General features: G+C 55.7%; 23 protein-coding genes and 1 tRNA gene. 14 read left to right on the top strand and 10 right to left on the bottom strand.

Annotated features, from left to right (window positions below; translation table 11 throughout):
* The first annotated feature begins 529 nt into the window (after window positions 1-529).
* Genes gcvH through lipA form a run of 3 tightly spaced genes read left to right on the top strand, consistent with a single transcriptional unit; the run spans window position 530 to window position 3,250 of the window.
* Window positions 530-913 carry a glycine cleavage system protein GcvH gene (gcvH, locus tag J2Y56_RS23265; protein WP_007942957.1) on the top strand — a complete coding sequence of 128 codons (384 nt, stop codon included), beginning with the start codon at window positions 530-532 and terminating at the stop codon, window positions 911-913.
* Between the two features lie 41 nt (window positions 914-954).
* Complete coding sequence (gene glyA, locus J2Y56_RS23260; RefSeq protein WP_007942958.1) at window positions 955-2,211, top strand: serine hydroxymethyltransferase; 1,257 nt, start codon at window positions 955-957, stop codon at window positions 2,209-2,211.
* Window positions 2,212-2,263: 52 nt separating this feature from the next.
* Window positions 2,264-3,250, top strand: coding sequence for a lipoyl synthase (gene lipA, locus J2Y56_RS23255; protein WP_007942959.1), 987 nt, complete (start codon window positions 2,264-2,266; stop codon window positions 3,248-3,250).
* Between the two features lie 80 nt (window positions 3,251-3,330).
* Here the strand turns inward: lipA and J2Y56_RS23250 are convergent.
* Window positions 3,331-3,405 (bottom strand) — tRNA-Gln (locus J2Y56_RS23250).
* A gap of 321 nt (window positions 3,406-3,726) precedes the next feature.
* Here J2Y56_RS23250 and J2Y56_RS23245 point away from each other — a divergent pair.
* Window positions 3,727-5,145, top strand: a complete 1,419-nt coding sequence (locus tag J2Y56_RS23245; protein ID WP_007942960.1) for a DUF1254 domain-containing protein — start codon at window positions 3,727-3,729, stop codon at window positions 5,143-5,145.
* Window positions 5,146-5,194: 49 nt separating this feature from the next.
* Window positions 5,195-5,956, top strand: coding sequence for a DUF4239 domain-containing protein (locus tag J2Y56_RS23240; protein WP_007942961.1), 762 nt, complete (start codon window positions 5,195-5,197; stop codon window positions 5,954-5,956).
* 113 nt (window positions 5,957-6,069) lie between these two features.
* Here the strand turns inward: J2Y56_RS23240 and J2Y56_RS23235 are convergent, their stop codons facing one another.
* The 5 genes from J2Y56_RS23235 to J2Y56_RS23215 all read right to left on the bottom strand — a co-directional run bounded on the left by J2Y56_RS23235 (window position 6,070) and on the right by J2Y56_RS23215 (window position 11,320).
* Entirely contained in the window at window positions 6,070-6,441 is a 372-nt protein-coding gene (locus J2Y56_RS23235; RefSeq protein ID WP_033048698.1) for a hypothetical protein, read from the bottom strand.
* A 54-nt stretch (window positions 6,442-6,495) separates the two neighbouring features.
* Window positions 6,496-6,807 carry a hypothetical protein gene (locus J2Y56_RS23230; RefSeq protein ID WP_007942962.1) on the bottom strand — a complete coding sequence of 104 codons (312 nt, stop codon included), beginning with the start codon at window positions 6,805-6,807 and terminating at the stop codon, window positions 6,496-6,498.
* A gap of 96 nt (window positions 6,808-6,903) precedes the next feature.
* Window positions 6,904-7,983, bottom strand: a complete 1,080-nt coding sequence (locus J2Y56_RS23225) for a hypothetical protein (protein ID WP_007942964.1) — start codon at window positions 7,981-7,983, stop codon at window positions 6,904-6,906.
* A gap of 174 nt (window positions 7,984-8,157) precedes the next feature.
* Window positions 8,158-8,949 (bottom strand): LuxR C-terminal-related transcriptional regulator, encoded by a 792-nt coding sequence (locus J2Y56_RS23220; protein ID WP_274517751.1) that lies wholly within the window; start codon window positions 8,947-8,949, stop codon window positions 8,158-8,160.
* Between the two features lie 334 nt (window positions 8,950-9,283).
* Complete coding sequence (locus J2Y56_RS23215) at window positions 9,284-11,320, bottom strand: alkyl/aryl-sulfatase (protein ID WP_007942585.1); 2,037 nt, start codon at window positions 11,318-11,320, stop codon at window positions 9,284-9,286.
* A 173-nt stretch (window positions 11,321-11,493) separates the two neighbouring features.
* Here J2Y56_RS23215 and J2Y56_RS23210 point away from each other — a divergent pair, with 173 nt between their 5' ends.
* The 4 genes from J2Y56_RS23210 to J2Y56_RS23195 all read left to right on the top strand — a co-directional run bounded on the left by J2Y56_RS23210 (window position 11,494) and on the right by J2Y56_RS23195 (window position 14,999).
* The gene (locus J2Y56_RS23210) at window positions 11,494-12,453 is read left to right on the top strand and encodes a LysR family transcriptional regulator (protein ID WP_007942586.1); all 960 of its coding nucleotides are present in this window, start codon (window positions 11,494-11,496) and stop codon (window positions 12,451-12,453) included.
* A gap of 137 nt (window positions 12,454-12,590) precedes the next feature.
* Entirely contained in the window at window positions 12,591-13,385 is a 795-nt protein-coding gene (locus J2Y56_RS23205; RefSeq protein WP_007942587.1) for a PaaX family transcriptional regulator C-terminal domain-containing protein, read from the top strand.
* 45 nt (window positions 13,386-13,430) lie between these two features.
* Window positions 13,431-14,420, top strand: coding sequence for a fatty acid desaturase family protein (locus J2Y56_RS23200; protein WP_007942588.1), 990 nt, complete (start codon window positions 13,431-13,433; stop codon window positions 14,418-14,420).
* Window positions 14,421-14,549: 129 nt separating this feature from the next.
* Window positions 14,550-14,999, top strand: a complete 450-nt coding sequence (locus tag J2Y56_RS23195; protein WP_007942589.1) for a hypothetical protein — start codon at window positions 14,550-14,552, stop codon at window positions 14,997-14,999.
* A 27-nt stretch (window positions 15,000-15,026) separates the two neighbouring features.
* On the opposite strand, the gene J2Y56_RS23190 is transcribed toward J2Y56_RS23195, so the two are convergent.
* Window positions 15,027-16,121, bottom strand: coding sequence for an AraC family transcriptional regulator (locus tag J2Y56_RS23190; protein ID WP_007942590.1), 1,095 nt, complete (start codon window positions 16,119-16,121; stop codon window positions 15,027-15,029).
* A gap of 52 nt (window positions 16,122-16,173) precedes the next feature.
* On the opposite strand from J2Y56_RS23190, the gene J2Y56_RS23185 reads away from it, so the two are divergent.
* The 3 genes from J2Y56_RS23185 (at window position 16,174) to J2Y56_RS23175 (ending at window position 19,003) form a co-directional block, all read left to right on the top strand.
* The gene (locus J2Y56_RS23185; protein WP_007942591.1) at window positions 16,174-17,766 is read left to right on the top strand and encodes a GMC family oxidoreductase; all 1,593 of its coding nucleotides are present in this window, start codon (window positions 16,174-16,176) and stop codon (window positions 17,764-17,766) included.
* A gap of 300 nt (window positions 17,767-18,066) precedes the next feature.
* Window positions 18,067-18,228 (top strand): DUF2986 domain-containing protein, encoded by a 162-nt coding sequence (locus J2Y56_RS23180; RefSeq protein WP_007942592.1) that lies wholly within the window; start codon window positions 18,067-18,069, stop codon window positions 18,226-18,228.
* Window positions 18,229-18,325: 97 nt separating this feature from the next.
* On the top strand, window positions 18,326-19,003 hold the full coding sequence (locus J2Y56_RS23175) for a DUF3313 domain-containing protein (RefSeq protein ID WP_007942593.1): 678 nt from the start codon (window positions 18,326-18,328) through the stop codon (window positions 19,001-19,003).
* Window positions 19,004-19,059: 56 nt separating this feature from the next.
* Here J2Y56_RS23175 and J2Y56_RS23170 read toward each other — a convergent pair whose 3' ends face one another.
* The gene (locus tag J2Y56_RS23170) at window positions 19,060-20,328 is read right to left on the bottom strand and encodes a Wzz/FepE/Etk N-terminal domain-containing protein (RefSeq protein WP_310352933.1); all 1,269 of its coding nucleotides are present in this window, start codon (window positions 20,326-20,328) and stop codon (window positions 19,060-19,062) included.
* Window positions 20,329-20,591: 263 nt separating this feature from the next.
* Window positions 20,592-21,548 carry an AraC family transcriptional regulator gene (locus J2Y56_RS23165; protein ID WP_007942595.1) on the bottom strand — a complete coding sequence of 319 codons (957 nt, stop codon included), beginning with the start codon at window positions 21,546-21,548 and terminating at the stop codon, window positions 20,592-20,594.
* A 188-nt stretch (window positions 21,549-21,736) separates the two neighbouring features.
* On the opposite strand from J2Y56_RS23165, the gene J2Y56_RS23160 reads away from it, so the two are divergent.
* Window positions 21,737-22,690: a diiron oxygenase gene (locus tag J2Y56_RS23160; protein WP_007942596.1), complete on the top strand. Its 954-nt coding sequence runs from the start codon at window positions 21,737-21,739 to the stop codon at window positions 22,688-22,690.
* Window positions 22,691-22,764: 74 nt separating this feature from the next.
* Window positions 22,765-23,184 carry an MAPEG family protein gene (locus J2Y56_RS23155; RefSeq protein WP_007942597.1) on the top strand — a complete coding sequence of 140 codons (420 nt, stop codon included), beginning with the start codon at window positions 22,765-22,767 and terminating at the stop codon, window positions 23,182-23,184.
* 131 nt (window positions 23,185-23,315) lie between these two features.
* Here the strand turns inward: J2Y56_RS23155 and J2Y56_RS23150 are convergent, their stop codons facing one another.
* On the bottom strand, window positions 23,316-23,579 hold the full coding sequence (locus tag J2Y56_RS23150; RefSeq protein ID WP_007942599.1) for a hypothetical protein: 264 nt from the start codon (window positions 23,577-23,579) through the stop codon (window positions 23,316-23,318).
* Window positions 23,580-23,671: the final 92 nt, after the last annotated feature.

Genomic DNA, 23,671 nt, shown 5'->3' with positions numbered 1-23,671 from the left:
TTCCACTAATTAGGATCGTCGGGCATCGATTCTCATCGAGGCGCGGGGCCACAACCCCACTCAGACGCCGGATAGATGAAAGCAAGCCAAACACGACATCAAAAACAGTATTGCAGAAAAGGGGGTAACCATAGATGTGGGAGCGAGCCTGCTCGCGATGAGGGAGTGTCAGTCGACATCCATGTTGGATGTCATACCGCTATCGCGAGCAGGCTCACTCCCACAGGGTTATGTGTTGTGGTTCAGGCAAGTGTTTGCAAATCGATACAGCGTATCGATTTCAAGACAGACTGCCGCGACCCCGTGTTTTCCTACTCTGGTCATTACTCTTCTCTTGCCCGTATGGATTTCAATACAGGCAACACCCGCCCCGCCACACAAAACCTCAACAACCAATTGATTTAAAACAACTATCTAACATTGGCACCACCCTTGCTATCACTCTCCCAACCACGCTCGCTGCCCCGCACGAGCCTGTAAACGTCATCCGCCACCAGCAGTGGATGAGTCTGAACAATGAGGAGTTGTTATGAGCGAATTGCGTTTTACCGTCGATCACGAATGGTTGCGACTTGAGAGTAATGGCTTGGTCACCGTTGGCATCACTGAGTTTGCCCAGCAGGCGTTGGGGGATGTGGTGTTCGTGCAAGTGCCTGAATTGGGCGCCTTCGATGCAGGCGCAGAAGTGTCAGTACTGGAATCGGTGAAAGCGGCCAGCAGTATCGGCATGCCGCTGGACGGTGAAGTGGTCGAGATCAACGCGACGCTCGAGAGCACTCCGGAACGGGTCAACGAAGACCCATTGGGCGAAGGCTGGTTCTTTCGCTTCAAACCGGTCGATGTCGAGGCGTTGAGCGACTTGCTGGATCAAGACGCCTATGAACGCTTGACCGCGGAACACGCCGACGCTTGAAGCCCCCCACGCATTTCCTGAATCCGAAAAAGGACCACACCATGTTCAGCAAACACGACCAGATCAAAGGCTACGACGACGAACTGCTGGCGGCGATAAACGCCGAAGACGCACGGCAAGAGCACCACATCGAACTGATCGCATCGGAAAACTACACCAGCCAACGGGTGATGGAAGCGCAAGGCAGTGGCCTGACCAACAAGTACGCCGAAGGTTATCCGGGCAAACGCTATTACGGGGGCTGCGAACACGTTGACGTGGTCGAGCAACTGGCGATTGATCGGGCCAAACAATTGTTCGGTGCCGATTACGCCAATGTGCAACCGCACTCTGGCAGCCAGGCCAACGCCGCCGTGTTCCTTGCACTCCTGCAAGCCGGCGACACTGTGTTGGGCATGAGCCTGGCCCACGGCGGCCACTTAACTCACGGGGCCAAAGTCAGCTTTTCCGGCAAGCTCTACAACGCCGTGCAGTACGGCATCGACACCGCCACCGGGCTGATCGATTACGATGAAGTCGAACGCCTGGCGGTCGAGCATCAACCGAAAATGATCATCGCCGGGTTCTCTGCTTATTCGAAGACGCTGGACTTTCCACGTTTCCGCGCGATTGCCGACAAGGTTGGCGCTTATCTGTTTGTCGACATGGCTCACGTTGCGGGGCTGGTGGCGACCGGTTTGTACCCGAACCCGATTCCATTCGCCGACGTCGTCACCACGACCACCCACAAAACCCTGCGCGGACCGCGTGGCGGCTTGATCCTGGCCAAGGCCAATCCCGAACTGGAGAAAAAACTCAACGCGGCGGTGTTCCCCGGCGGTCAGGGTGGTCCGCTGATGCATGTGATCGCCGCCAAAGCGGTGTGCTTCAAGGAGGCGCTGGAACCAGGCTTCAAAACCTATCAGGCTCAGGTGATCCGCAATGCCCAGGCGATGGCCAAGGTATTTATCGACCGTGGATTCGACGTTGTGTCCGGCGGCACCGACAACCACTTGTTCCTGGTCAGCCTGATTCGTCAGGGCCTGACCGGCAAAGACGCCGACGCCGCCCTCGGCCGTGCCGGGATTACAGTGAACAGGAACGCCGTGCCCAACGATCCGCAATCGCCGTTCGTGACCTCGGGCCTGCGCATCGGCACGCCGGCAATCACCAGCCGTGGCTTCAAGGAAGCCCAGAGCATCGAGTTGGCGGGATGGATCTGCGACTTGCTTGATCATCTGGGTGATGCCGATGTCGAGGCGCAAATCGCCAGGCAAGCTGCTGCGATGTGCAGTGACTTCCCGGTTTACCGCGACTGATCCGCCACGGGAGGGCTAACCGCCCTCCCGCTCGCGCCAAAGGAAGAAAAACATGAGTACAGTGATGGAACCAACCAGCTCCGTCCCGGCGAAACTGCAAGTCGGCATCAAACTGCGCGGTGCGGAAAAGGTCGCGCGGATTCCGGTCAAGATCATTCCGACCGATGAATTCCCACGCAAACCCGACTGGATCCGCGTGCGCATTCCGATCTCTCCCGAGGTCGACCGGATCAAGCAACTGCTGCGCAAACACAAGCTGCACAGTGTCTGTGAAGAAGCCTCCTGCCCTAACCTTGGCGAGTGTTTTTCCGGGGGCACGGCGACCTTCATGATCATGGGCGACATCTGCACCCGCCGGTGCCCGTTCTGTGATGTCGGCCACGGTCGGCCAAAACCGCTGGACGCCGATGAACCGATGAACCTCGCCGTAGCCATCGCCGACCTGCGCCTGAAGTACGTGGTCATCACTTCGGTGGACCGCGATGATCTGCGCGATGGCGGCGCACAACACTTCGTTGATTGCCTGCGTGAAATCCGCAAACTCTCGCCGGGCGTGCAACTGGAAACCCTGGTTCCGGATTACCGAGGGCGCATGGACGTTGCGCTGGCGATCACCGCGACGGAACCTCCGGATGTGTTCAACCACAATCTGGAAACCGTGCCGCGCCTGTATAAAGCGGCGCGGCCCGGCTCGGATTTTGAATGGTCACTGGACCTGTTGGAGAAGTTCAAGGTGCTGGTCCCGTCCGTACCGACCAAATCCGGACTGATGCTGGGCCTTGGCGAAACCGACGATGAAGTGATCGAGGTCATGCAGAGAATGCGTGAGCACGATGTCGACATGCTCACCCTCGGCCAGTACCTGCAACCATCGCGCAGCCACTTGCCGGTCCAGCGATTCGTGCACCCGGACGTGTTTGCCTGGTTTGCCGAGGAAGGTCTGCGCATGGGCTTCAAGAACGTCGCGTCTGGCCCATTGGTGCGCTCGTCTTACCATGCGGATCAACAAGTACAGGGCGCGAAGGCGGTTGAACGCTAAGGCGTATCGCCTGGAAAGCAAGTGATGGGCATAAAAAAACGCCAGACCGATTCGGTACTGGCGTTTTTTTATACAGAATATGGCAGGGGCGGCTGGATTTGAACCAACGCATGGCAGGATCAAAACCTGCTGCCTTACCGCTTGGCGACGCCCCTGTAGCAGTTGCTACGTGTGGGCGGGAATTTATCAACTTTTTCGCCTTCCGGGAAGCCCCTGCTTAAAATATTTTTCTTCTAAAACAGCCACTTAACATTATTCGAAATCAGATACAACGGGCGCCGCCGTATATTGAACCCATGGCTGATGACTGGTCACACAATGGATGCCGCCGCCACCTGCCGAATTAGATATCAAACTGGACTACGCTCTCATCGCTGGCGGGTATATCTGAAAGAGCAATCTGATCCGCAGTCAACGGTTAGTCGACGGTGATCGCAATGCTGGATAGCGCAAGACACATGAAATCACGAGCACGCATGCTGTTCGTCGGCGCGCTTTACAGTGTCATTTCAGTGGTACTGCTGGCCGGCTGTGCGGGAAAGTCCGGACCTGCTGTCCCCAGCATTCCCGAAACCAAAGCCATCGCGGAAGAAGCCTACGTCTACGGCCTGCCCCTTGTGATGAACTACGCCGTCATGAACGAGTTCGTGCTGAACAAGAACTCCGGGCAATATAAAGCGCCGTTCAATCAGCTATTCAATGAAACGCGCGTCTTCACCTGGCAGGACACCGCCTTCGCCACACCCAACAGTGATACGCCATACTCCATGGTCTGGCTGGATCTGCGTGCGGAGCCAATGGTCATCTCCGTGCCTGCCGTCGACAGCAAACGTTATTACTCGGTGCAGTTCATCGATGGCAACACTTATAACTTCGGCTACATAGGCAGTCGCGCCACTGGAACGGAGCCCGGTGCCTATTTAGTCGTCGGCCCTGACTGGGAAGGTTCGATACCTGCCGGGATCGAAAACGTCTTTCACTCGACCACCCCCTTCGCGCTGACTATTTTTCGCACCCAACTCTTCAGCCCGCTGGACATGCCAAACGTAGTAAAGGTTCAGGCGGGGTACAAGGCGCAGCCACTCTCTGCATTCCTGAAACAACCTGCCCCGGCCGCCGCCCCTGACACTGATTTCCCCCCGGCCACAACCACGGGCATCCAGGACAACTTCTACCCGTATCTGGAAGCCGCACTTCAATTCGTACCGGAAACTCAAGCGGATAAAGCGCTCCGTGTCCGGCTGGCCAGCATCGGCATCGGGCCGGAAAAGACTGTTGAGTTCAAAGATCTTCCCAAGGAACACAAAGCTGCCATTTCGCTCGCCATGAAGGAGGCTGACGAGAAAGTATCGAAGTATCTGTCGCAAGATATGAAGAGAATCAATGGGTGGACAGTCGGCTCCCTCTTTGGAGACGAAGCCTTTTACAACGGTAATTGGTTAAAGCGCGCCGCCGCTGCGAAGGCTGGCATTTATGGAAATGATGCTGTCGAAGCCGTTTATCCCCTCGCTCACAACGATGCGAGCGGTAATTCACTCTACGGCAGTCACAATTACACAATCACTTTTCCAGCCGGACAGCTCCCGCCGGCCAATGCTTTCTGGTCAGTCACGATGTATGACGGCACGAGTCAGCTCTTGATAAAAAATCCGATCAACCGCTACCTCATCAATTCGCCGATGGTGCCCGGCATGAACAAGCATGCGGATGGGTCGCTTACCCTCTATATCCAGAAGGAGCCTCCCTGCAAAGAGAATGTAGCGAACTGGTTGCCCGCCCCCGATGGGGCCATCTACCTCGTCATGCGCCTCTACTGGCCGAAGACGCACGCGCCTTCCATACTTCCAGCGGGTTCCGGCACCTGGTCACCACCCGGCATCGTGCAAATACAGTAAATAGCTGGCTTCAGCCACACAGTTGCGTTGCCATAACTGGAGATTTGAATTGAGCCCTCTTCTCATCGCGTTAATTGCTTTTGCATGTGTATTCAGCAGCGCACTGTTGGGTCTTTACATACGGACGTTATTGCCAGAACACCACCTGAGCGATGAATCCATTTCCGTTGTAAAACTGGCGACCGGACTGATCGCGACAATGGCCGCCATGGTGCTTGGGCTGTTGATCACGTCCGCCAGACTGACGTTCCAAACGACCAACACTGAACTCACTGTCAACGCGGCCAAAGTGTTTCAGTTCGACCGGGCGCTGGCGAGGTACGGACCCGAAACCCAGGACATCCGTGCGGAGTTCAAACGTAACTACGCTGCCGTGATCGAGCTTGTTGCAACACACGACAGTGCAACGATCTCGCAACTCGACAACCCGCAGGCTATTAGTCGTTCAGATGCTCTCAGGCAACAGATCGACGATTTGAAGCCCGGCAACGATTCGCAGCGAGCGCTCAAGGCTCATGCGCAACAGATTGCCGATGAAGTGCTGGCTGCACGGTGGTTAACACTGCTACAGGCACATGGCTCGATTCCCGTTACGTTTCTAATCGTTCTCATCGCATGGCTATCCGTTATCTTCGGCGCGTTCGGCGTGTTCGCCCCCAAAAACGGGACGGTCGTTGCCGCATTTTTTACGTGTGCGCTTTCGGCCACGGCGGCGATCCTGCTTATTGAAGAGATGAACAGACCGCTCGATGGGTTGATCGGGGTATCCGTCGAACCGATGCGCGAGACACTCTCTCGTCTTGGACAGTAAATCAAAAAAGATGCGCAGCCGACCGACAGCAGTCAGCCGGCTGCGTAAATGTGTTGATTAAAAAACGCCAGACGCAATCGAACATTGAATCCATCAGCTGAAGTTCTTCAGCGTTACCAAGGGAATGCAGTCACTATGCGAGTGTCACCTGCATTTTTTATCTCCATCACAAGACGCACAACTTGGGTAACCGCCCCGTCTCTTCCCGTCCCGCATTGAGTACCCGTATCGATGTCAACTGCACTTCGAAAGCGTGCATCTTGCTCAAGCGTGACGTTACCGACTGTTTTTGCCCACTGACGAAATGAATCGTAAGCGGCACTTACCTGCGATCTGATATCTTCTTCATTACCATACCATTTGGATTTGCGCTGCCATCCATTCGCCATGGCAGAATCGCAATTTGCTAGACCATGTTCCGTCAAAAGATGATCCCACGAGACATCTTTCAGATTCAAATCATTACCATGAAATGTAATAGCCATCAGTAACTCCTCGGGCGAATAGCCGTCCACAGCTTATTTCATTGCGGGCATAATTTATCGGGTGAAGACAATGCTCTTTTGGGTACCACCCGGACTCCCGTATTGCAGAGCGATCCTGGTGTTGTCGATCCTCTCGATAAACGCCAGATTTCCAGGTTCAACGCTGATCTCGCCGGGTGTTTCTTTTTGATAAATCGTCATAGGCCTTGAGGTACCTACACCGATCGAATCGAAACTAATCGTCAAACTCAATGCCTCACCGACGTTTAACGTAGCCTGATCTTTCTTTTTTTGAATAAACGTTATTCGCAAGTTTATTTCGCCAAGGGAGTTTGTGGTCGGAATACTATTCAAGTGAACACTCATGGGAATATCCCCGAAATTGAATGATGGACTTTCAAGAGGTACGAAGCGACTCAGAGCGGTTGACCGAGCAACCGCTCTGATGTGGCGATGCGTTACTTATGCCGTTCCCGCCTCGACATCGACAGCTCGCGTGCTACCAGGCCATACGCCGTACAAGTCGACATGACGCACGCCTCCGACCCACTGCCCGCGTGGGCTCTTCCATTGGAGAAGGTGCTTTTCTGTCGACATTACGCCGCGAAATCCACATTCAAGGACAACATTGCTCGCGTCCAACGGGATATCGCTGAACGTTACGGTCAGCCCTCCCGAAGCGGTGCCTTCGGCGGTCTTGCGTCCGCGCGGAGTGTCGTACCCCAATGACGCGTCAACGATGTACGTACCGCCGTTGGTGTTACTGATGACCAATTGAAAAGCACTGATGTGGGTAATCCAGCGCGGCAATAACAGACGCCCATCAAAAGACGCAAACGTGTACGCCAGGGGTGCCGTACTTTTTGCCAGCACGCCTGACTCGCTTGGCCACAGATGTTTGTCGACACTTTTGCTTGAACTGGCCGATGTAAACGATCCTTTGCCTTTAACGTCGCCGACCATTTTTTGTACCGCAGAAGCATTGCCTTTCAACGTAAACGAGTTGTCGTTTGCCATGGAGCCGACATTCAATCCGCTGCGGGCATACAGCACACTGGTAATGATGCCAAAACCTTGCGCAATTCCGTTATTCGAGCCCATGCCGGATTGGTTTGCACGCTGGACCAACCAATCCAGTTGATTCGCAAGCACCGCATCCGGGTTGTTTAGTACCGACTCTGAGTCCAACGCGCACTTGGACACCATCGACCCCTCTCGGCCAAACTTCCACGCAATTTCCAACCCCGCCTTAGCGGTAACTCCGGTCTCCGGATCAGTGGCTTCAGCTCCCAAGTCGACTTCGGTTTCAGTTCGGCTGACTTCGCTGGACATCGTGTCCCAATCCGAACTAACCGCGGTGGTTATAAAGTTCTGTGCATCCACACCAGGTACGCTGTCAGCGATGAGTTTGAAGGTCCCTGTCAGTGGATCAAGAATTCCGACCGCACCCGGAGAAACCTCACTGCTCAGCGTCCAGTTACCCCACAGGGTCGGGTTGGATTTCCTGATAATTTGAGTGAATTGCCCATTCCAATTGATCATTTTCATTCGCCTTAATTAACGTGCGTTAAAGATCCTTTTTACTATTGCGGCTAATCGAACCGACGGAGCCGCATAACACGCGACCTGGATGTTTTGTCTCGCGTCGAAAACATTCTGTGCGTCCGATACCGAGCCTTATATAACTCCAATGACGTACTACTCAAGGGCAGCCATTTATAGATCATCGAGTCCAACTGCGTGCCACATTAGCGATGCCATTCGGTGTGCACGTACGGACTTCATTGCGTTCTCGCGATGTTTGCGCACTGTGGCGGGACTGATACTGAGATTTTTTGCAATTTCTTTACTGGTCAATCCTTTAGCAAGCAACATGACAACTTGCCGCTCTCGTGCACTTAGCCGAGAAAGCTCCTCTTGACCCTGCACGTTGCCATGTCGTCGCAGTGTGCTGATCGCGAACGCCACCAACTGTGCTGTGCTATGCAGGCCAAACTTTTCGAGGATATTGCATCGGTGTTTACGCACAGTAAGGGGGGAGATCCCCATCGATGTCGCGATTTCTCGACAGGACCTGCCTCTGCCAATCCAGGTCAGCACCTGCCACTCCCTGGCGGTCAGCCCTTCCCTGCTTGCTGAAAACGATAAGCCGGCACCTGACTCATCATTGAGCGGCACAAAATCGGGGCGCCGCAGTGCGCTGTTTTGTTGCTGTTTCCAGGATCGGCAGTAGTTGTAAACCAGGCTCTTGCTACCGAGAAAACCCAGGGTCCGCAGGCACTCGAAGCAGGCGCCAACGCTGCGACGATCACGCTCGCCACAATGGATATTGGCTTTGAGCCAGAGCACCAAATGGTCTTTGTAGGCATCAAGCAGTCCCGGGGACGCTGCGCGTTGCGGGTAGCGTGGTTCTATCCATTCCGGCTCGGACAGCCAGCGGGTGGCCGTATTTCTGGAGATGCACAATCGCCGGGCGGCTTCACGCACCGAGACCCCTTCACGGCGCACCAGATCTCTGAGCTTTCGCAGAGTTCCCGCGTTAATCACCTCCGTACTTCCCTGTAGACGTGTCTCAGGAGGATAGGTAGCTAACGTGGATCAATTTTGAATTGGAAAACGCCTCAGAATGGCCGTGAAAGTTTTTTCATTAAAACCCAGAGCCATAGAAGGGCCGAATATATGGGTGCGGTCGGTATGGGAGCCAAAACAAAGGAAGTTCAAATAAGGAGGAGTCCATATATGGACGTTGGCGTGTTGCGGTACCGCTCCCGGGTTTTGTGCACCTTGCGCACGACAGGTTTCCACGTGCGCAAGGTTGCTTCACCGTATAGCAGGCGATGGATTACTGATTGGTGCCTGGAATCAGTTCAAACGCGGGGGAAAACGGGGTGATGGCAGCCATCAACTGCGCGAAGGGTTTAGGGTCGCCTTCGAAAGTGGCTTTGCCAGCCTGGACCAGTTGTTCGAAGCCGGTTTTCCTTGCCATTACGCCTTCAAGATCAGAGCGGTTAATGGTGATCGTCAGGTCGGCATTTTTCGCTTGCTGCCCTTTGATATTGGTCAGCGTCGAATTGCTCAACTCAACCACAAACTCCTCACCATTGTCCGGCGTCTTGAGGTTCAGGACGAAGTGTTGATCCGCGACTTTGCTGCCGTCCAGGGCGATGCCGAGGTATTCAAGCCACAACTCGGTGCTCATGGCGCGGATCATGTCAGGCCCGGTGGATTTCGGCGGCACCCCTTTGGGCATGCCATGGCGCAGTTCATACGCCGCAGCGAGGAAGCTGTTGCGTACTCCGGCACTTTCTTTCTGGTAGCCGACTTGCTCATAAACATCCGCCAGCAGGTCCTTGGCCTTGCTGTTTTGGGGTTCGGCGTACACCAGTTTATTGAGGATTTCATAGGCTTCGCGGTACTTACCCTGATCGAACAGGGATTTCCCCTTGGTCATGATCTTGTCTGCGCCGCCCATCATTTCTACATACAGCGGTGCCGAATCTTTCGGGGACAGCGGCATCAATGTCGCCGGGTTGGCATCCCAGTAACCCAGGTAGCGGTTGATCACGGCACGGCTATTGTGCTCTTCCGAGCCGTGGTAGCTGTGAGTCGCCCAGTTGTTTTTCAGGCTCTCGGGCAGCTTATAGACGTTTTGAATCTCGTTGATGGTGACGCCCTGGTTGGCGGCGTGCAGCACGGCATTGTTCAGGTTGGCGTAGGCATCGCGTTGCGCACGCATGACGTCCTGAATCCGCTCGTTACCCCAACGTGGCCAGCTGTGGGATGCGAACATGACATCGGCTTGTTGTCCGTAACGGTACAAGGCGTTGTTGATGTTCTTCGACCACACCAGTGGATCACGGACCAATGCACCGCGCAGGGTGTAAATGTTATGGATCGTGCCGGTAATGTTTTCAGCGGCCCAGAAGGCCTTGAATTGCGGGAACCAAGTGTTCATCTCAGCAGGTGCTTCGGTGCCTGGGGTGCTTTGAAACTCCATCTCCACACCGTCGATGGTAAGGGTTTCGAAATCTTTCGAGATGTAGCGATTGGGCTCGATCAGCCCCATGCTGCCAATGGAGGCATTTTTCCCAATGGCCATGTCGACATGGCCGTAGGGGCTGTGCGGCAACATCACACCATATTGGAAGAACGCGCGCCGGTTCATGGCATTGCCGGCGTAGACGTTTTCCGCCACGGCATGCTCCATGAAACCTTCGGGGGCGATCACCGGGATCTTGCCGCTACGCACATCGGCTTCATCGACCACTCCACGGATACCACCGAAATGGTCGGCATGGGAGTGAGAAATCACAACCGCGACAACCGGACGCTTGCCGACTTTTTCATTGATGAAGTCCAGGGCTGCCTTGGCGGTTTCCTTCGACATCAGGGTGTCGAACACAATCCAGCCCGTATCGCCCTTGATGAAGGTGATGTTGGCCAGGTCAAACCCGCGAACCTGGTAAATCTTGTCGGGAACCACCTCATACAGACCGAAGGCCATGTTGAGGACAGCCTGTCGTTGCAGGGACGGATTGATGCTGTCGAAGTCCTTGCCTTCAGTCAGGAAGTTATAACTGCCCATGTTCCAGGCGACGTTCCCGGCATCAGCCATGATCTTGTCGTAGGTCGGTGCAGCGATGAAGCCTTTTTTCGCTTCTTCAAAGTCGCGCTTGTCCGCGAATGGAAGTGCCTTGCGCACACCATTTTGCAGTTCGATTGTGTAAGTCGACGGCGCTTTGCCCTTGCTATCGAAGTGCGCATTTTGTGTTGAGGCCGAATCTGAACGTGCGCCGTTTGCATCTGCAGCAAAAACCGCAGGGCTGACGCCACTGCCAAGCGTGATTGCCAGTGCCAGATGAAGGGTCTTGTTATGCATGTAATGGTTCCTGCGCAAAAAAGGGGTGCAAATGAGCGTCAATGCCGTTGTTTGCGCACGGTTTGCCTGTGTATGTGCGTCGCCAGCTTGACCCGGTACGGCCATGAATAGCATATTCATTTGATTACGAAAAATTCCGTTTTGATGCTTTTCGATAACATAAAGGTTATGACATGACGCCTCGCCGCCTACGTCAGTTCTTGGCATTGATTGAACACGCACACTTCGGTCGGGCAGCAAAAGCGCTGGGGGTTTCCCAGCCGGCATTGAGCAAAAGCATCCAGGCGCTGGAGAGCGAACTCGGGGTCACGCTGTTCGACCGCCGCACGGAAGGCGTCGTGTTGACGGCGTTTGGACAGCTGCTTCGCGAGAAAAGCCAGCGCTTGTTGATGGCCGAGGAAGACTTGCGGCGTGACATTGCCTTGCTGGCAGGAGGCGATATCGGCGCACTGAAGGTGGCGTTGGGTCCCTATCCAAGCGTCACCAGCGGCTACGCCAGCATCGCGCGAATGCACGCCCGATATCCGCACATCAAGGTCACTGCCCATGTCGCCGGATGGCGTGAGGTTGCCCATCAGGTCGCCACAGGAGCAGTGGATCTGGGAATCGCCGAAATCAGCACGTTACTCGGCAGGGAGGAGTTCACCTGTGAGCTGGTGGGTGAGCATGTAGGACGGTTGTTTTGCCGCCCTGGCCATCCGCTGCTGTCGAAACGTCGTTCACTGACGTTGGCGCAAACCCTCGATTATCCATGGGTGGCCTCGCGCCTTCCGCTGCGGTTGGCCAGCCACTTGCTCCCGGCAACGTTGGGTTGTGCAGGCGCTTATGATGCGGTGACGGGTGATTTTGTACCGGCGATCGAAATAGACGTGCCGATGCAAATCGTCAGGTTCGTCGAGTCCAGTAATGCGCTGGCCATAGGGAATTTATCGACATTTGAGCAGGAAATCCTGGCGGGTGAACTCGTACCGTTACCCATCCATGACCTCGCACTGCGCACCCGTTATGGCTTCATCTACCTCAAAGAGCGCTCACTGCCACCCGCGGTAGAGGTTTACATGAAGGAAGTGAGGGCCGTGGAAGAGGAAATTTGTCAGCGCGAAAGTTTTCTCGCCGCGATGAGGATGGAGTGAATTTAGCGGTACATCCGGCTGCCACATCTCCCCGCATCAAGCATTCCTAGTTACAGATTTTATTTTTAAATCACTCATTGCGTAATATTACAAATCGAGATAATTTCCAGCCGAACGCGTAATGAACTGGAAAGACAATGAAACCCTGCGCAAAAAGCCTGGTGCTCGAACTGCTGGTCGCTAAAAACGGTGTTCCCTTGCAGGTCAAGGAAGCCATCGTCGCGTGTGAGCTATTCGGAATCAGCGAAAACAACGTTCGGGTCACGCTGGCTCGCCTCACGATTGAAGCCTTACTTGAAGGCGCGGGACGCGGTAGTTATCAGCTGGGACCGCAAGCCAAGGACATCTCGGCGCAACTGTTTGGGTGGCGCAGCGTGGAGCAGCATCTGCGGCCGTGGGACGGTAGTTATCTGATGGTTGCGTGCAACGCCTTGGGGCGCAGTGACCGTAACGTCTTGCGCCAGCGTGAACGTGCGCTGCACATGCTGGGCTTCGCGGAACTGGACAAGGATCTGTATGTACGCCCGAACAATGTCGAGCCGGATGTCGAATCCTTGCGCCAACGTTTGATCGAGCTCGGCCTGGAACCGGCCGCCCTGGTTTTCCAGGCCTCGGGCTTCGAGGACACGCAAGCGCAGCGAATACACAGCCTGTGGAATGGCGAGTTGCTTAACGACAACTATCGCCGCCATTGCGAGCAACTGGAAAGCTGGACCCTGCGCGCCGATCAACTGAAATTGGAGGCGGCCGCACGCGAGTCTTTCACCCTCGGCCGCGAAGCCATCCGCCAGATCGTTTTCGATCCCCTGCTGCCGCACCCCTTGGTCGATGTGACGCTGCGCACCGAATTCCTTGCCTGTACCCAACGTTTTGTGGACCACGGTCACCAGATCTGGCGGACCTTTTTGCAACAGCCCTCAAGCGCCAACTGACTCATCACCCAGGCCGGCTACAGGCCATTGATGTCGAGGATAGACATGCATAACAAAACTAAAATCAGCGATATACTCAGCCGCGAGGAAATCAAGTCCTTTAGCGAACGCTCGGATTTATGGGGCGCGTGGGCAGTGGGTTCTACCTGGGGTGTGCTGGCCCTGACCTTTATCGGTCTGGCCTGCGCTCGTGACTTTTTGCCCTGGTGGGGATTCGGCCTCGCCCTGATAGTGGGCGTGGTTATCATTGCCGGACGCCAGTTGTGCTTCGGGATTTTGCAGCACGACGCCGCCCACGGCACTTTATTCAAGAGCAAATGGTGCAACGACGTGCTGGTGGATTGGTTGTGCGCCCGGCCGATCTGGAATGAGCTGCGCAAGTACCGTCCCTATCATCTGACCCATCACGCCAAAACTTCTACTGTCGACGATCCCGATCTCTGCCTGGTGGCGGGGTTGCCTACGACTCGTCGCTCGTTGATGCGCAAGTGCCTGCGTGATCTTTCAGGCGTGACCGGCCTCAAGTTCCTGGCGGGACGCTTGCTGATGGATGCCGGCGTGCTGCAATGGTCGCTGACCAGCAATATCCGGCGCCTGCCACAGGAAGGTCGCCGCTGGTGGGACTACCCGCGGGCCTTCTTCAAAAACGCCAGCGGCATGCTCCTCACCAACGCCCTGCTCTTTGCCGTGTTGTGGATCAGTGGAAATGCCTGGCTATACGGCGTTTGGGTGCTGGCCTATATCACCCCGTTCCCGCTGTTCATCCGCATTCGCTCCATGGCGGAACATGCCTGTCTGGAATCAAGCCCGGACGTCCTTCGCAATACCCGGACCACACACGCCGGCTTGATCGCTCGCGCCTGCGTGGCGCCTATACGGGTCAACTTTCACATTGAGCATCATCTGATGGCCTCGGTACCGTATTTTCGCCTGCCGAAATTGCATGCACTTTTGCGACAGCGCGGCATCGTACCGCAACCACCCACCTACCTGGAGGTGCTCAAGCGCGTGAGCCTGCGGGTTCACGATGTCTGACTGATAAACCGGGGGGTCCAGGGATTTTGGGAGGGCTATAAAAAGTAGATGTTCAAGAATGCGACACCGTATTAATGAGCTATACCCAATAGCTCCCCCATGCACTTTTTCCATTACTGGAGATTGGCAATGAAACTCCGCACTCCTCTGGCAGCGCTATTGGTCACCGCAAGTCTCTTCGGCTGCACCAGCTCGTCAAACCACTCGATGAACCTTCCTTTGGTAGCGACCCACCAGAATCCAGGGAAGAATGCCACGACCACGTTGACCAGCGTGGGCGATCAAACCAACTTTGACTTCTACATCACAGGTGTTCCAAACGGGACCATCATGCCCCCGCGCATCTTCACGTTCATTAACAAAGGTAGCTGCCAGCAACCCGGCCCCGTCGCCTACGCACTGAACGACAAGGTCAACACTGAACCCAATGCCGGGACCGGTGGGTGGACATTTTACCGAAGTGCGCCGATCAAAATGCAAGACCTGCTTGCGGGCAATTACTCCATTGTCCTGCGAACCTCACCCGAGGATGGCAACGCTAATATTTTCTGCGGCAATGTCGCGCAAGCGACTAAATGAATTGCCCTGGACAGTGAAGCGACCTCATCAGGGGTCGCCGCTTCCACGCAACTGACGGCGCCGGGCTCCCGGTGACATGGAAAACCAGCGCCGGCAAGCACGATTGAACACGCTCTGCTCGCTATAGCCCAGAAGACCGGCCACCTGGGACATCGGCATGTGTCTTTCCGCCAGATAGTGGTCGGCACGTTCGCGGCGAAGGGCTTCAACCACTTCATCGAAACTTCGCCCCTCCTCGGCCAACCGTCGTTGCAACATGCGCACGTGCATACCGAGCTGCTCGGCAATCAATGGCAACCGGCAACGCTGGATCGGCATCATGCGCAAGACCAGGCGCTCGACCTGGTTGACGACACTCGATGTCGCTTGCAAGTCGAACTGGTTGAAATACTGCTCCAGTGCGTGTTGCAAATAGGGGGCATGTTGCTCAAGGGGCTGACTCAATTGTTCGTCGCGAAAAACCAGCGCGTTGCAGGATTGCCCTGTGTAAACCGTCGTTTTGAAATAGCGCCGGTAAGCCTGCGCACTTGAAAGATGACTGGAAAACTGTACCGACTGGGCAACGAAGTTGTCGCCATACAGCAACTTCATACCGTTATGCGCCACCCCCATCGCCAGCTCCACCATTTGCCGTCGCGGGCTCGGTCCGGTGAGCCGGATATCGATCACTAAACGCGGAGCACGGGCTTCACTCAGGTCGAGATCAAGCTGGATGCCGGGGCTGTGGTAACCGATAAAACGGATGACTTGCGCCAGCGCCTCTCCCGCCGTTGCGCACGTTCGAGCGATCACCGCAATCGGTCCGAGTACATGCAGGTCCTGATACTCGGCCATGCGCAGACCAAAATCCGGGCACTCCAGCTCTTGTGCGGCAAACTCCAGCAGCCCTACCAACGAACGCAGCGGCACGCGCGCGTCCTCGTCCATCAGCAGATCCGGATTGATGCGGAAGCGTTCAAGCATCAGGTCCGCTTTCCCGCCCAGCTGGCTCGCCACTTCGCGAAACCCGGTAAATGATGTTGTTCTGATCAAAGAAGTCATGTCATCAAAGATCAAATAAATGTCATGAGCGGTCAATAATTTTTTGCAGGTTTCAGCCAACAATCCATCCCAGGTATCCACGGTTGCTTCCTTGCGAAGCAGCTCCCTGTTGGCTCATCGGGATCATGCTGTGATGGAATTCGACTACGTAATCATCGGCGCCGGCTCAGCCGGCTGCGTCCTGGCTAATCGCCTGAGTTCAAATCCCAATGTCACGGTCTGTTTGCTGGAGGCCGGTCCGGAAGACCGCTCGCCACTGATCCATGCCCCCGTGGGCGTAGCTGCGATCCTGCCGAGCCGACATGTCAATTGGGCGTTCCAGACAGTACCGCAACCTGGCCTGAATGGACGTCGCGGCTATCAGCCACGCGGTAAGGTGTTGGGTGGCAGCAGTTCAATCAACGGCATGGTGTATATCCGCGGTCATCACAGTGACTTTGACGACTGGCAGGCCCTGGGTAATCCAGGATGGTCGTTCGCCGACGTACTGCCGTACTTTCGCAAAAGTGAAATGAATCACCGTGGAACCTGCGGCTATCACGGCGCGGAGGGCGAACTCTATGTCGGCAAGAACCCGATACATCCGGCCACCCAAGCCTTTATCGAGGCGGGGCAGATCATTGGGCACCGCCATAACGCCGACTTCAACGGCATCGATCAGGAAGGCATCGGTCAATATGACGTGACTATCCGCGACGGTCGGCGCTGGAGCACCGCCACCGCGTTCCTCAAACCGATTCGAAATACCCGCAAAAACCTCACCGTGATGACCTCGGTCGCCGCCGAGCGAATCGTATTGGAAGGCAAGAAAGCTGTCGGCGTGGAGTTGCGTATCAAGGGCAACCGACAGACCATCAAGGCCCGCCAGGAAGTACTGCTCAGCGCCGGATGCTTTGGCAGCCCGCACTTGTTGATGCTCTCGGGGATTGGCCCGCAGGCGGAACTCAAGCCACAGGGCATACCGGTGCAGCACGAACTGCCCGGTGTCGGACAGAACCTGCGGGACCATCCGGATGTCGTGCTCAGCTACAAAAGCCACGACACCTCCTTGATGGGCGTCTCGCTGCGCGGCAGCCCGAAGATGGGCAAGGCGTTGATCGACTATGTCCGGCATCGACGGGGCCCTTTTGTCAGCAACTTCGCCGAAGGGGGGGCGTTCCTGAAAACCGACGCCAGCCTTGCTCGCCCGGATATCCAGTTGCATTCGGTGATCGCGATGGTGGACGACCACAACCGCAAGCTGCATTGGGGCCATGGTTTCAGTTGCCACGTCTGCGTGTTGCGACCCAAGAGCGTCGGTAGCGTCGGCCTGCAATCGAAAGACCCGAGCGCCCCACCGCGAATCGATCCCAACATTCTGGGGCACGACGATGATGTGGAGACCCTGCTCACCGGATACCGAATGACCCGGGAAATTATCCAGCAAGCGCCGATGGCACGTTACGGTCTGAAGGATATGTACAGCGAAGGGTTATACGGTGACGAACAGCTGATCGAACTGTTACGCCAGCGCACCGACACCATTTATCACCCGGTCGGCACCTGCAAAATGGGGAGTGACGAGCATGCCGTGGTGGACAGTCAATTACGTGTGCATGGGATAGAGGGGTTACGCGTGGTGGACGCCTCGATCATGCCGACGCTGATTGGCGGCAACACCAACGCCGCTTCCATCATGATCGCCGAACGCGCCGCCGATTGGGTGTCCGCTAACCAGCCATCCTGATCGTCAGTGGAGCCGCCTTTCTCGCACAGTGCGAACGGCGGCTTTGGATTGATTCAAAAATGGCGCTGAACATCGCTGCATTCAGCGCCCCGCACCCTACGCCCGAGTGGCTTCTTTCAGACTGGGGATGAAGCGGCAGATCTGCAGGATCTGAACACCATTGGCTCCCTTCCCAATGCTTGCATCAGCGCCCTCGAAACAACGGATGCCAGATCGACAATGCACAAGAGCGCGCTACGGGTATCTGGTTTAATATTTCAAGCCAATAGCACTCAAGAATGTACAAGCTGAGCAAAAAACATGAATCGTCGTAAAAAAATAACGCAGTTGTTAAAGGCTCACGCCAAAAAGGCCAGTGCCAAATTGGCACCGGCAAACAAGTCTAAATACATCAGTAAGGCTGACCGATTGAAACTGGCGGCTGAATCCAGTGACGACTCGATCATTTCCCCTGAGAGCTGATCCATGTAGCTCACACAGCAGCGCAATTTACACATCCGGTCGGGCCAGGCATTCCGATGGCACGTAACGCACGACTAAATCGTGGAGTGAACCCACTATGACCTTGGCCCATAAACTATTTGCAGGGATCGCGCTGGCCAGCCTGCTACTCGGCGGTTGCACCTCCCAAGTCACTGAGCCCGAGCAGTACTCCGGTTTCTTGTCCAACTACAACAACCTGGAAGAAGTGACCACCGCCACGGGTGAGAAGGCAATGCGCTGGGTGAGCCCGTCGTGGAACCCGAATGCGTATGACACCATAGCGTTCAGAACGCTGGAGTTTTACCCCGCGCCGAAACCCAATGAGCAGGTCAATCAGCAGACTCTGGCCGAGTTGCAGAACTACATGTCCAGGAAAGCCAAAAGCATTCTGGGCCAAAAATACCGGAGGGCATCCAGCGCGGCCGCTGCACCGGCCGGGTCACACCCCTTGATCCTGCGGGCGGCAATCACTGGCGTCAGCGCTTCGAACGAAGGCATGAAGTGGTATGAAATCATGCCGATCGCCGCCGTTGTCGGAGCGACCCAGGCCGCCACCGGTCACCGGGATCAAGACACTAATCTGTTCATCGAAGCCGAGTTCATCGACGCCAGAACCAATCAGACCGTCGTCAAAGTGGTGCGCAAGATATTTGGCACCCAGCTGGAGAACGACAAGCAGGCAATCACCATCAAGGACTTCAAAGCCGCAATCGACAAATTGAATACCGATCTCTGGACGTTCATCCACAGTTGACCGCCCGAGAGAGCCGTCGCATAACTTCGCAGTTATGCGACATGACTCCTTGATGCCTATTGTAGGGTGGATTGCCCTATAAATACTTTTTCGGTGCTCACCTCGTAGGGGCTGGCAGAGCGGCTAAGTACCATACCGCGTAACAGTGCGACGATTATGCCGAGCATAACGCCCACGAATATCCCGAGAGTCAGAATCAGCAACTTATTAGGCTTGATCGGTTTGTTTGGCTTGATAGCCTGTTGGTCAACTTTGACCAAAGCCAGTTCACTCAGGTCGCGGTTGATATGTTCCAACCGTGATTTTTCTGCCCTCATATCAACCAGCGTGGTGAGGAATAGATCGTCGTTTTTACGCGATTTAAGTTGTTCGATCTGTCGATTTTGATCCAGAAGCTGAAGCTCTTTTTTGATCTCGGAGATCCGAGGGCTGGCATGGTCATCAGACTTTCGTGCCAGCAGGGCATTTCGCTCGGCCCCTAGAGCTTCAGTGCCCATGAAGTGCAGCGGGAACTGTTCGTTGAAAACTTCCGTACGGAAAACATTGCCCTGACCTACACCGTCACCTTGCCCCATCGCCGTGGGGGTAGTCGGTTTCACGATACCCAGCTCACGTGCTATTTGCATTGACTCGTTCAGCTGGGTGATACGACTTTCCCGGCGGTCGCGCAGTTCTGTACGTAATGCACGCAGCTCATCCTGCAACTGTGCGCGCTTGAGAGCGTCATTTTCGCTGATTTTAGCAATCGTTGAGTCCTTGTCGGCCTCATAACTGGCACGGGCAACACCCATCTTGCGTTCCAGGGTGTCGAGACTGTTGTCAATCACACTGTTCAAGTCGCCCTGGATCTGATTGCGCTCGCTATTGATGGCTTCTTGCACGATCCCATTAAGAATGAGATGTCCTTCGACGGTTCCCGGATAAGTGATTTCCAGTCCGACGTAGGGTGTAAGGTTGTCGCCACCCTTGGTATTTGGCTGAATAACCTTGAACGCTTCGCTGTTGAAGCGTTCGAAGGCCTGCGTCAAGTCACCTGAGTCAATACCGGAGAATTGTTCCTGGTGTTTATCGAAGTAGGATTTACGTACTTCATAGGAGTTAAGAGCAGCACCGACGCGTTTGAGTGATTCCTCGGGATTGAGTGTGTAAACCCCAGTCTGATTGAGTGCGTCAAGATCTTTGATAGACGGAGGACGAAGCAATGTCTTCGTCTGGTACTGAGGTGTCGCTGTATAAGCGTAGACCGCTGCCATCGCTGCGGCTGCCAAGGTTATGCCTGCGATGAGATACTTTTGACGCCACAGGGTGCTGAATAACTCACTCAAGTCAATTTCGTGGGTGTTGAACGAAACCGGGATGGGACGGGGGGGTGGTAGCGACTCTGCGTGACTCATACAAACTCCATTGCAAAATTTACTCCATTAAAAATTGAACCATTCTACACACCGACTGTCACGCCTGGACGTTTAACCGCTCAATAATTTCTGAGGACTGCAACTCACTCCCCCCTTTTTTCCAGGCTCAGCCACCCAAACGGCCAGTAGTTCAGCAGTCAAAGTCAGCGGCCCGGCGGCGTCGACCGGCGCGCTCAGGCTGATTCTTTGCGCCAAGTGCCAGGTGACGTGCCGAATTGACGTTTGAATGCGCGACTGAACGCGGCTTCGGATTCGTAGCCAACGGCAAAGCCGATTTGCGCCACACTGCCGCGACTTTCGCGCAGCTGTTGAGCCGCCACATGCATACGCCAGAGCGTGAGGTATTGCATCGGTGGCTGTCCGACCAATGCCGTGAATCGCTCCGCGAATACCGAGCGCGACATGCCCACTTCTTGCGCCAGTGCTTCTGTCGTCCAGCCCTCGGTTGGACGAGCATGGAGTAGCGCCAGCGCGCGCCCGATATGCGGATCGCGCAGTCCCGCCAGCCACCCGCGCCGCTCAACCGGGAGGCTGGCGACATACTGGCTGACGGCTTCGACGAACAGCAGTTCGGATAGCTTGGCAATGATGGTTGCCGAGCCGACGCGTCCCGCCGCGATTTCACTGACCGCGAAACGGAACGAGCTTTCAATCCAGGCGCCCGAAGCCGTCGCGCGAATGTCCAGCTTCAATACCGATGGCAGCGCCGAAAGCAACGGATTGAAGGGGGTTTCAGAGCCGAGGAATCCGCACAATAGCTGCGTGGCCTCGCCACCGCCGCCGTACTTGATTCGTGAAATGCCGCCGACACCTGGCGGCTTGACAACCTCGCTCGCCGACAGGGGCGCAATGCTCAGGTCGCTGCCAAACGTATGAGGGTCATTGCGAGGAAGCAGAACCAGTTCGCCTGCGCCCACGTCGACGATGGCCTCCCCGTCGATGCGTAATTGCATGTGCCCGGTGGCGACAAAATGCGAAGCAATGATGTGTCGAGGTGCCACCAGGAACGGCTTGCAATCATCCGTCGAGATTCTTCCGTTGATGCACCAGGGCGCAGTGAATTGCGCCTCGAGGAAGACCCCTCCAGACAGCCGAATCACACGCAAGACATCCGAAAGCGCATCCAACACTTGCCCGCCCTCTTTTCCGGACGCCTGAGCAGGTAATCCGGCGTACTGGTCATTCACCGCCTGAACGGCGCGACCTAGATTAGCACCAACGCGGACCCGGCGATCGAGACTATCCCCCCGATGCTTCACCTGTGGTCATTGGCTCCGACGTCAACCATTTCAACCGACGAGGGCACCAGGAGATCTATATGAACAGCGTCGCTACCCTACTCAGCTCGGAGTCAGACAACGCCGACCGTTACGCTCGAATTGTCAGATCAGCGAAAAAAGCCGAATGGCAGATCGATCGCGATTTGATGCAGGAGCGCAGTTTCGACTTCTCGCGCAAATTCTTGCCCGATGGGCTCTCGCAGATCGACCGCCTGACCTTTCTCGACGGGGCCGAGGCACGTCTGCTCAGTCAGATTCAGGGCCGGACCTATGCGTATCTCTTTGGGCTGGTCGAGCGTTTCATCAGTGCCAAAATGCTCGATCAAGGTCGAGCCCATGTCTTTGACAATCAGCTGGCACTTGAAGCGCTGGTGCGTTTTTCCAACGACGAGATCAAGCACCAGGAGTTGTTCCGGCGCATGGAGACAATGATGGGTTCGCACTTGCCTGCGGGGTATCGTCAAGTGGCCGATCCCAACGACGTGGCGCGTGCGGTACTGGCGGCCAGCACCTGGTCGGTGCTGGCGCTGACCTGTCATATCGAGCTGTTTGTACAGGCGCACTACGCACAGAGCATCGCACCGCGCGAGGAGTTGTGCCCACTGTTCAAGGATGTCTTCAAATTTCACTGGAAGGATGAAAGCCGGCACGTCGTACTGGATGAGCTGGAGTGGAAGTCGGAGCACGAGAAACTCTCGCCAGCCGAACGCGACCAGGCCGTGAACGATCTGATTGCGCTGGTGGCGGCCGTCGACGGCATTCTTCAGGCGCAATCGGCTTCCGATGCCGATTACTTTATTCGCAATGTTTCACGACCGTTCAGTGTCGATGAGACAGCGCAAATCAAAGCCTGCGTGCTGAATGCCTACCGCTGGCAATACATTATCTCGGGCGTGCAGCATCCACACTTTGGTCGGCTGCTGACGGGCATGACAACGCCAGCACAGATGTCGAGGATTCAAACCGCACTGACCCCCATCACGGGCCACTGATCGACAATGCGCGACCGACTGCTCGTCGGTCGCGCGACTGTGCAATGACGTGCTTTTAATTGAGGATGGCGGCCATGACCCTACCGATGTGGATGCTGCTGGGGTTTGCGACCTGGACTTTGCTGCTGTTGATGGCAACTGTCGGCGTGTACCGCTGGGTCGCGATCCTGTTCTCGAAGGTTCCCATTGGCTCGTTCCGCAGCGATCAGCTCGAAGGCGAGGATTGGTATCGGCGCGGGACACGAGCACACGCCAACTGTGTGGAAAATCTGCCGGTCTTTGGCGTCATCGTGTTCGTGATATCGGCCCTGGGTGTCGACGGCCCTGCCGTGGACTACCTGTGCACATTCGTCCTGATCGCTCGCGTGTGCCAGTCCTTGGTTCACGTATCCCATGTGCAGACCGATACGTTCGTGGCGATTCGGTTTACCTTCTTTTGCGTTCAGCTGGTCTGTTTTCTCGCGCTCATTGTGATCGCCGCTTATTACGGCTAAGCAGGCGCCCAAGCACATCGAGCGGACAAACAAAGGTGTCCGCTCGATGTGCTTGATGCAGTCGTATTGCCTTGACTGTTAACTGTAAACACTGCCCCTTTGGCGGACGACAGCGGGATTGACCTCAACGATTAATATTTGATGTCCCGAGCGGTGCTGCGCGTGTCCTGCTTGCTGCTGCGCTTGTCCTGGCGACAGTTTGCATTGCTCTTGTCATTGTCCTTTCTGCAATCGTATTTGGTTTGCCGTGCGTCGGAGCGCCCTGTTTGCCTCGTATCCCGTGCTTCACGCCGTTGTGATCCCTGCTCGGTCGCGTACGCCGGTACCGAGACCCACTGCACACCCGCAGCGACAACCAGTGTCGCCAGGGCCATCAAGAAGTGTTTGCGAATCATGATGTTCCTCCAATACAAAAAACGCTGAGTCGGCTCGCTCGTCCATCAGTTCGCTCACCAAGGATGTTCAGGGGACATTGCACTTATAGTGT

The organism is Pseudomonas sp. BE134 (assembly GCF_031456105.1).
Lineage (GTDB): Bacteria > Pseudomonadota > Gammaproteobacteria > Pseudomonadales > Pseudomonadaceae > Aquipseudomonas.
Note: the sequence above shows the minus strand (reverse complement) of the source record. Positions and strands in the feature narration are given on the sequence as shown.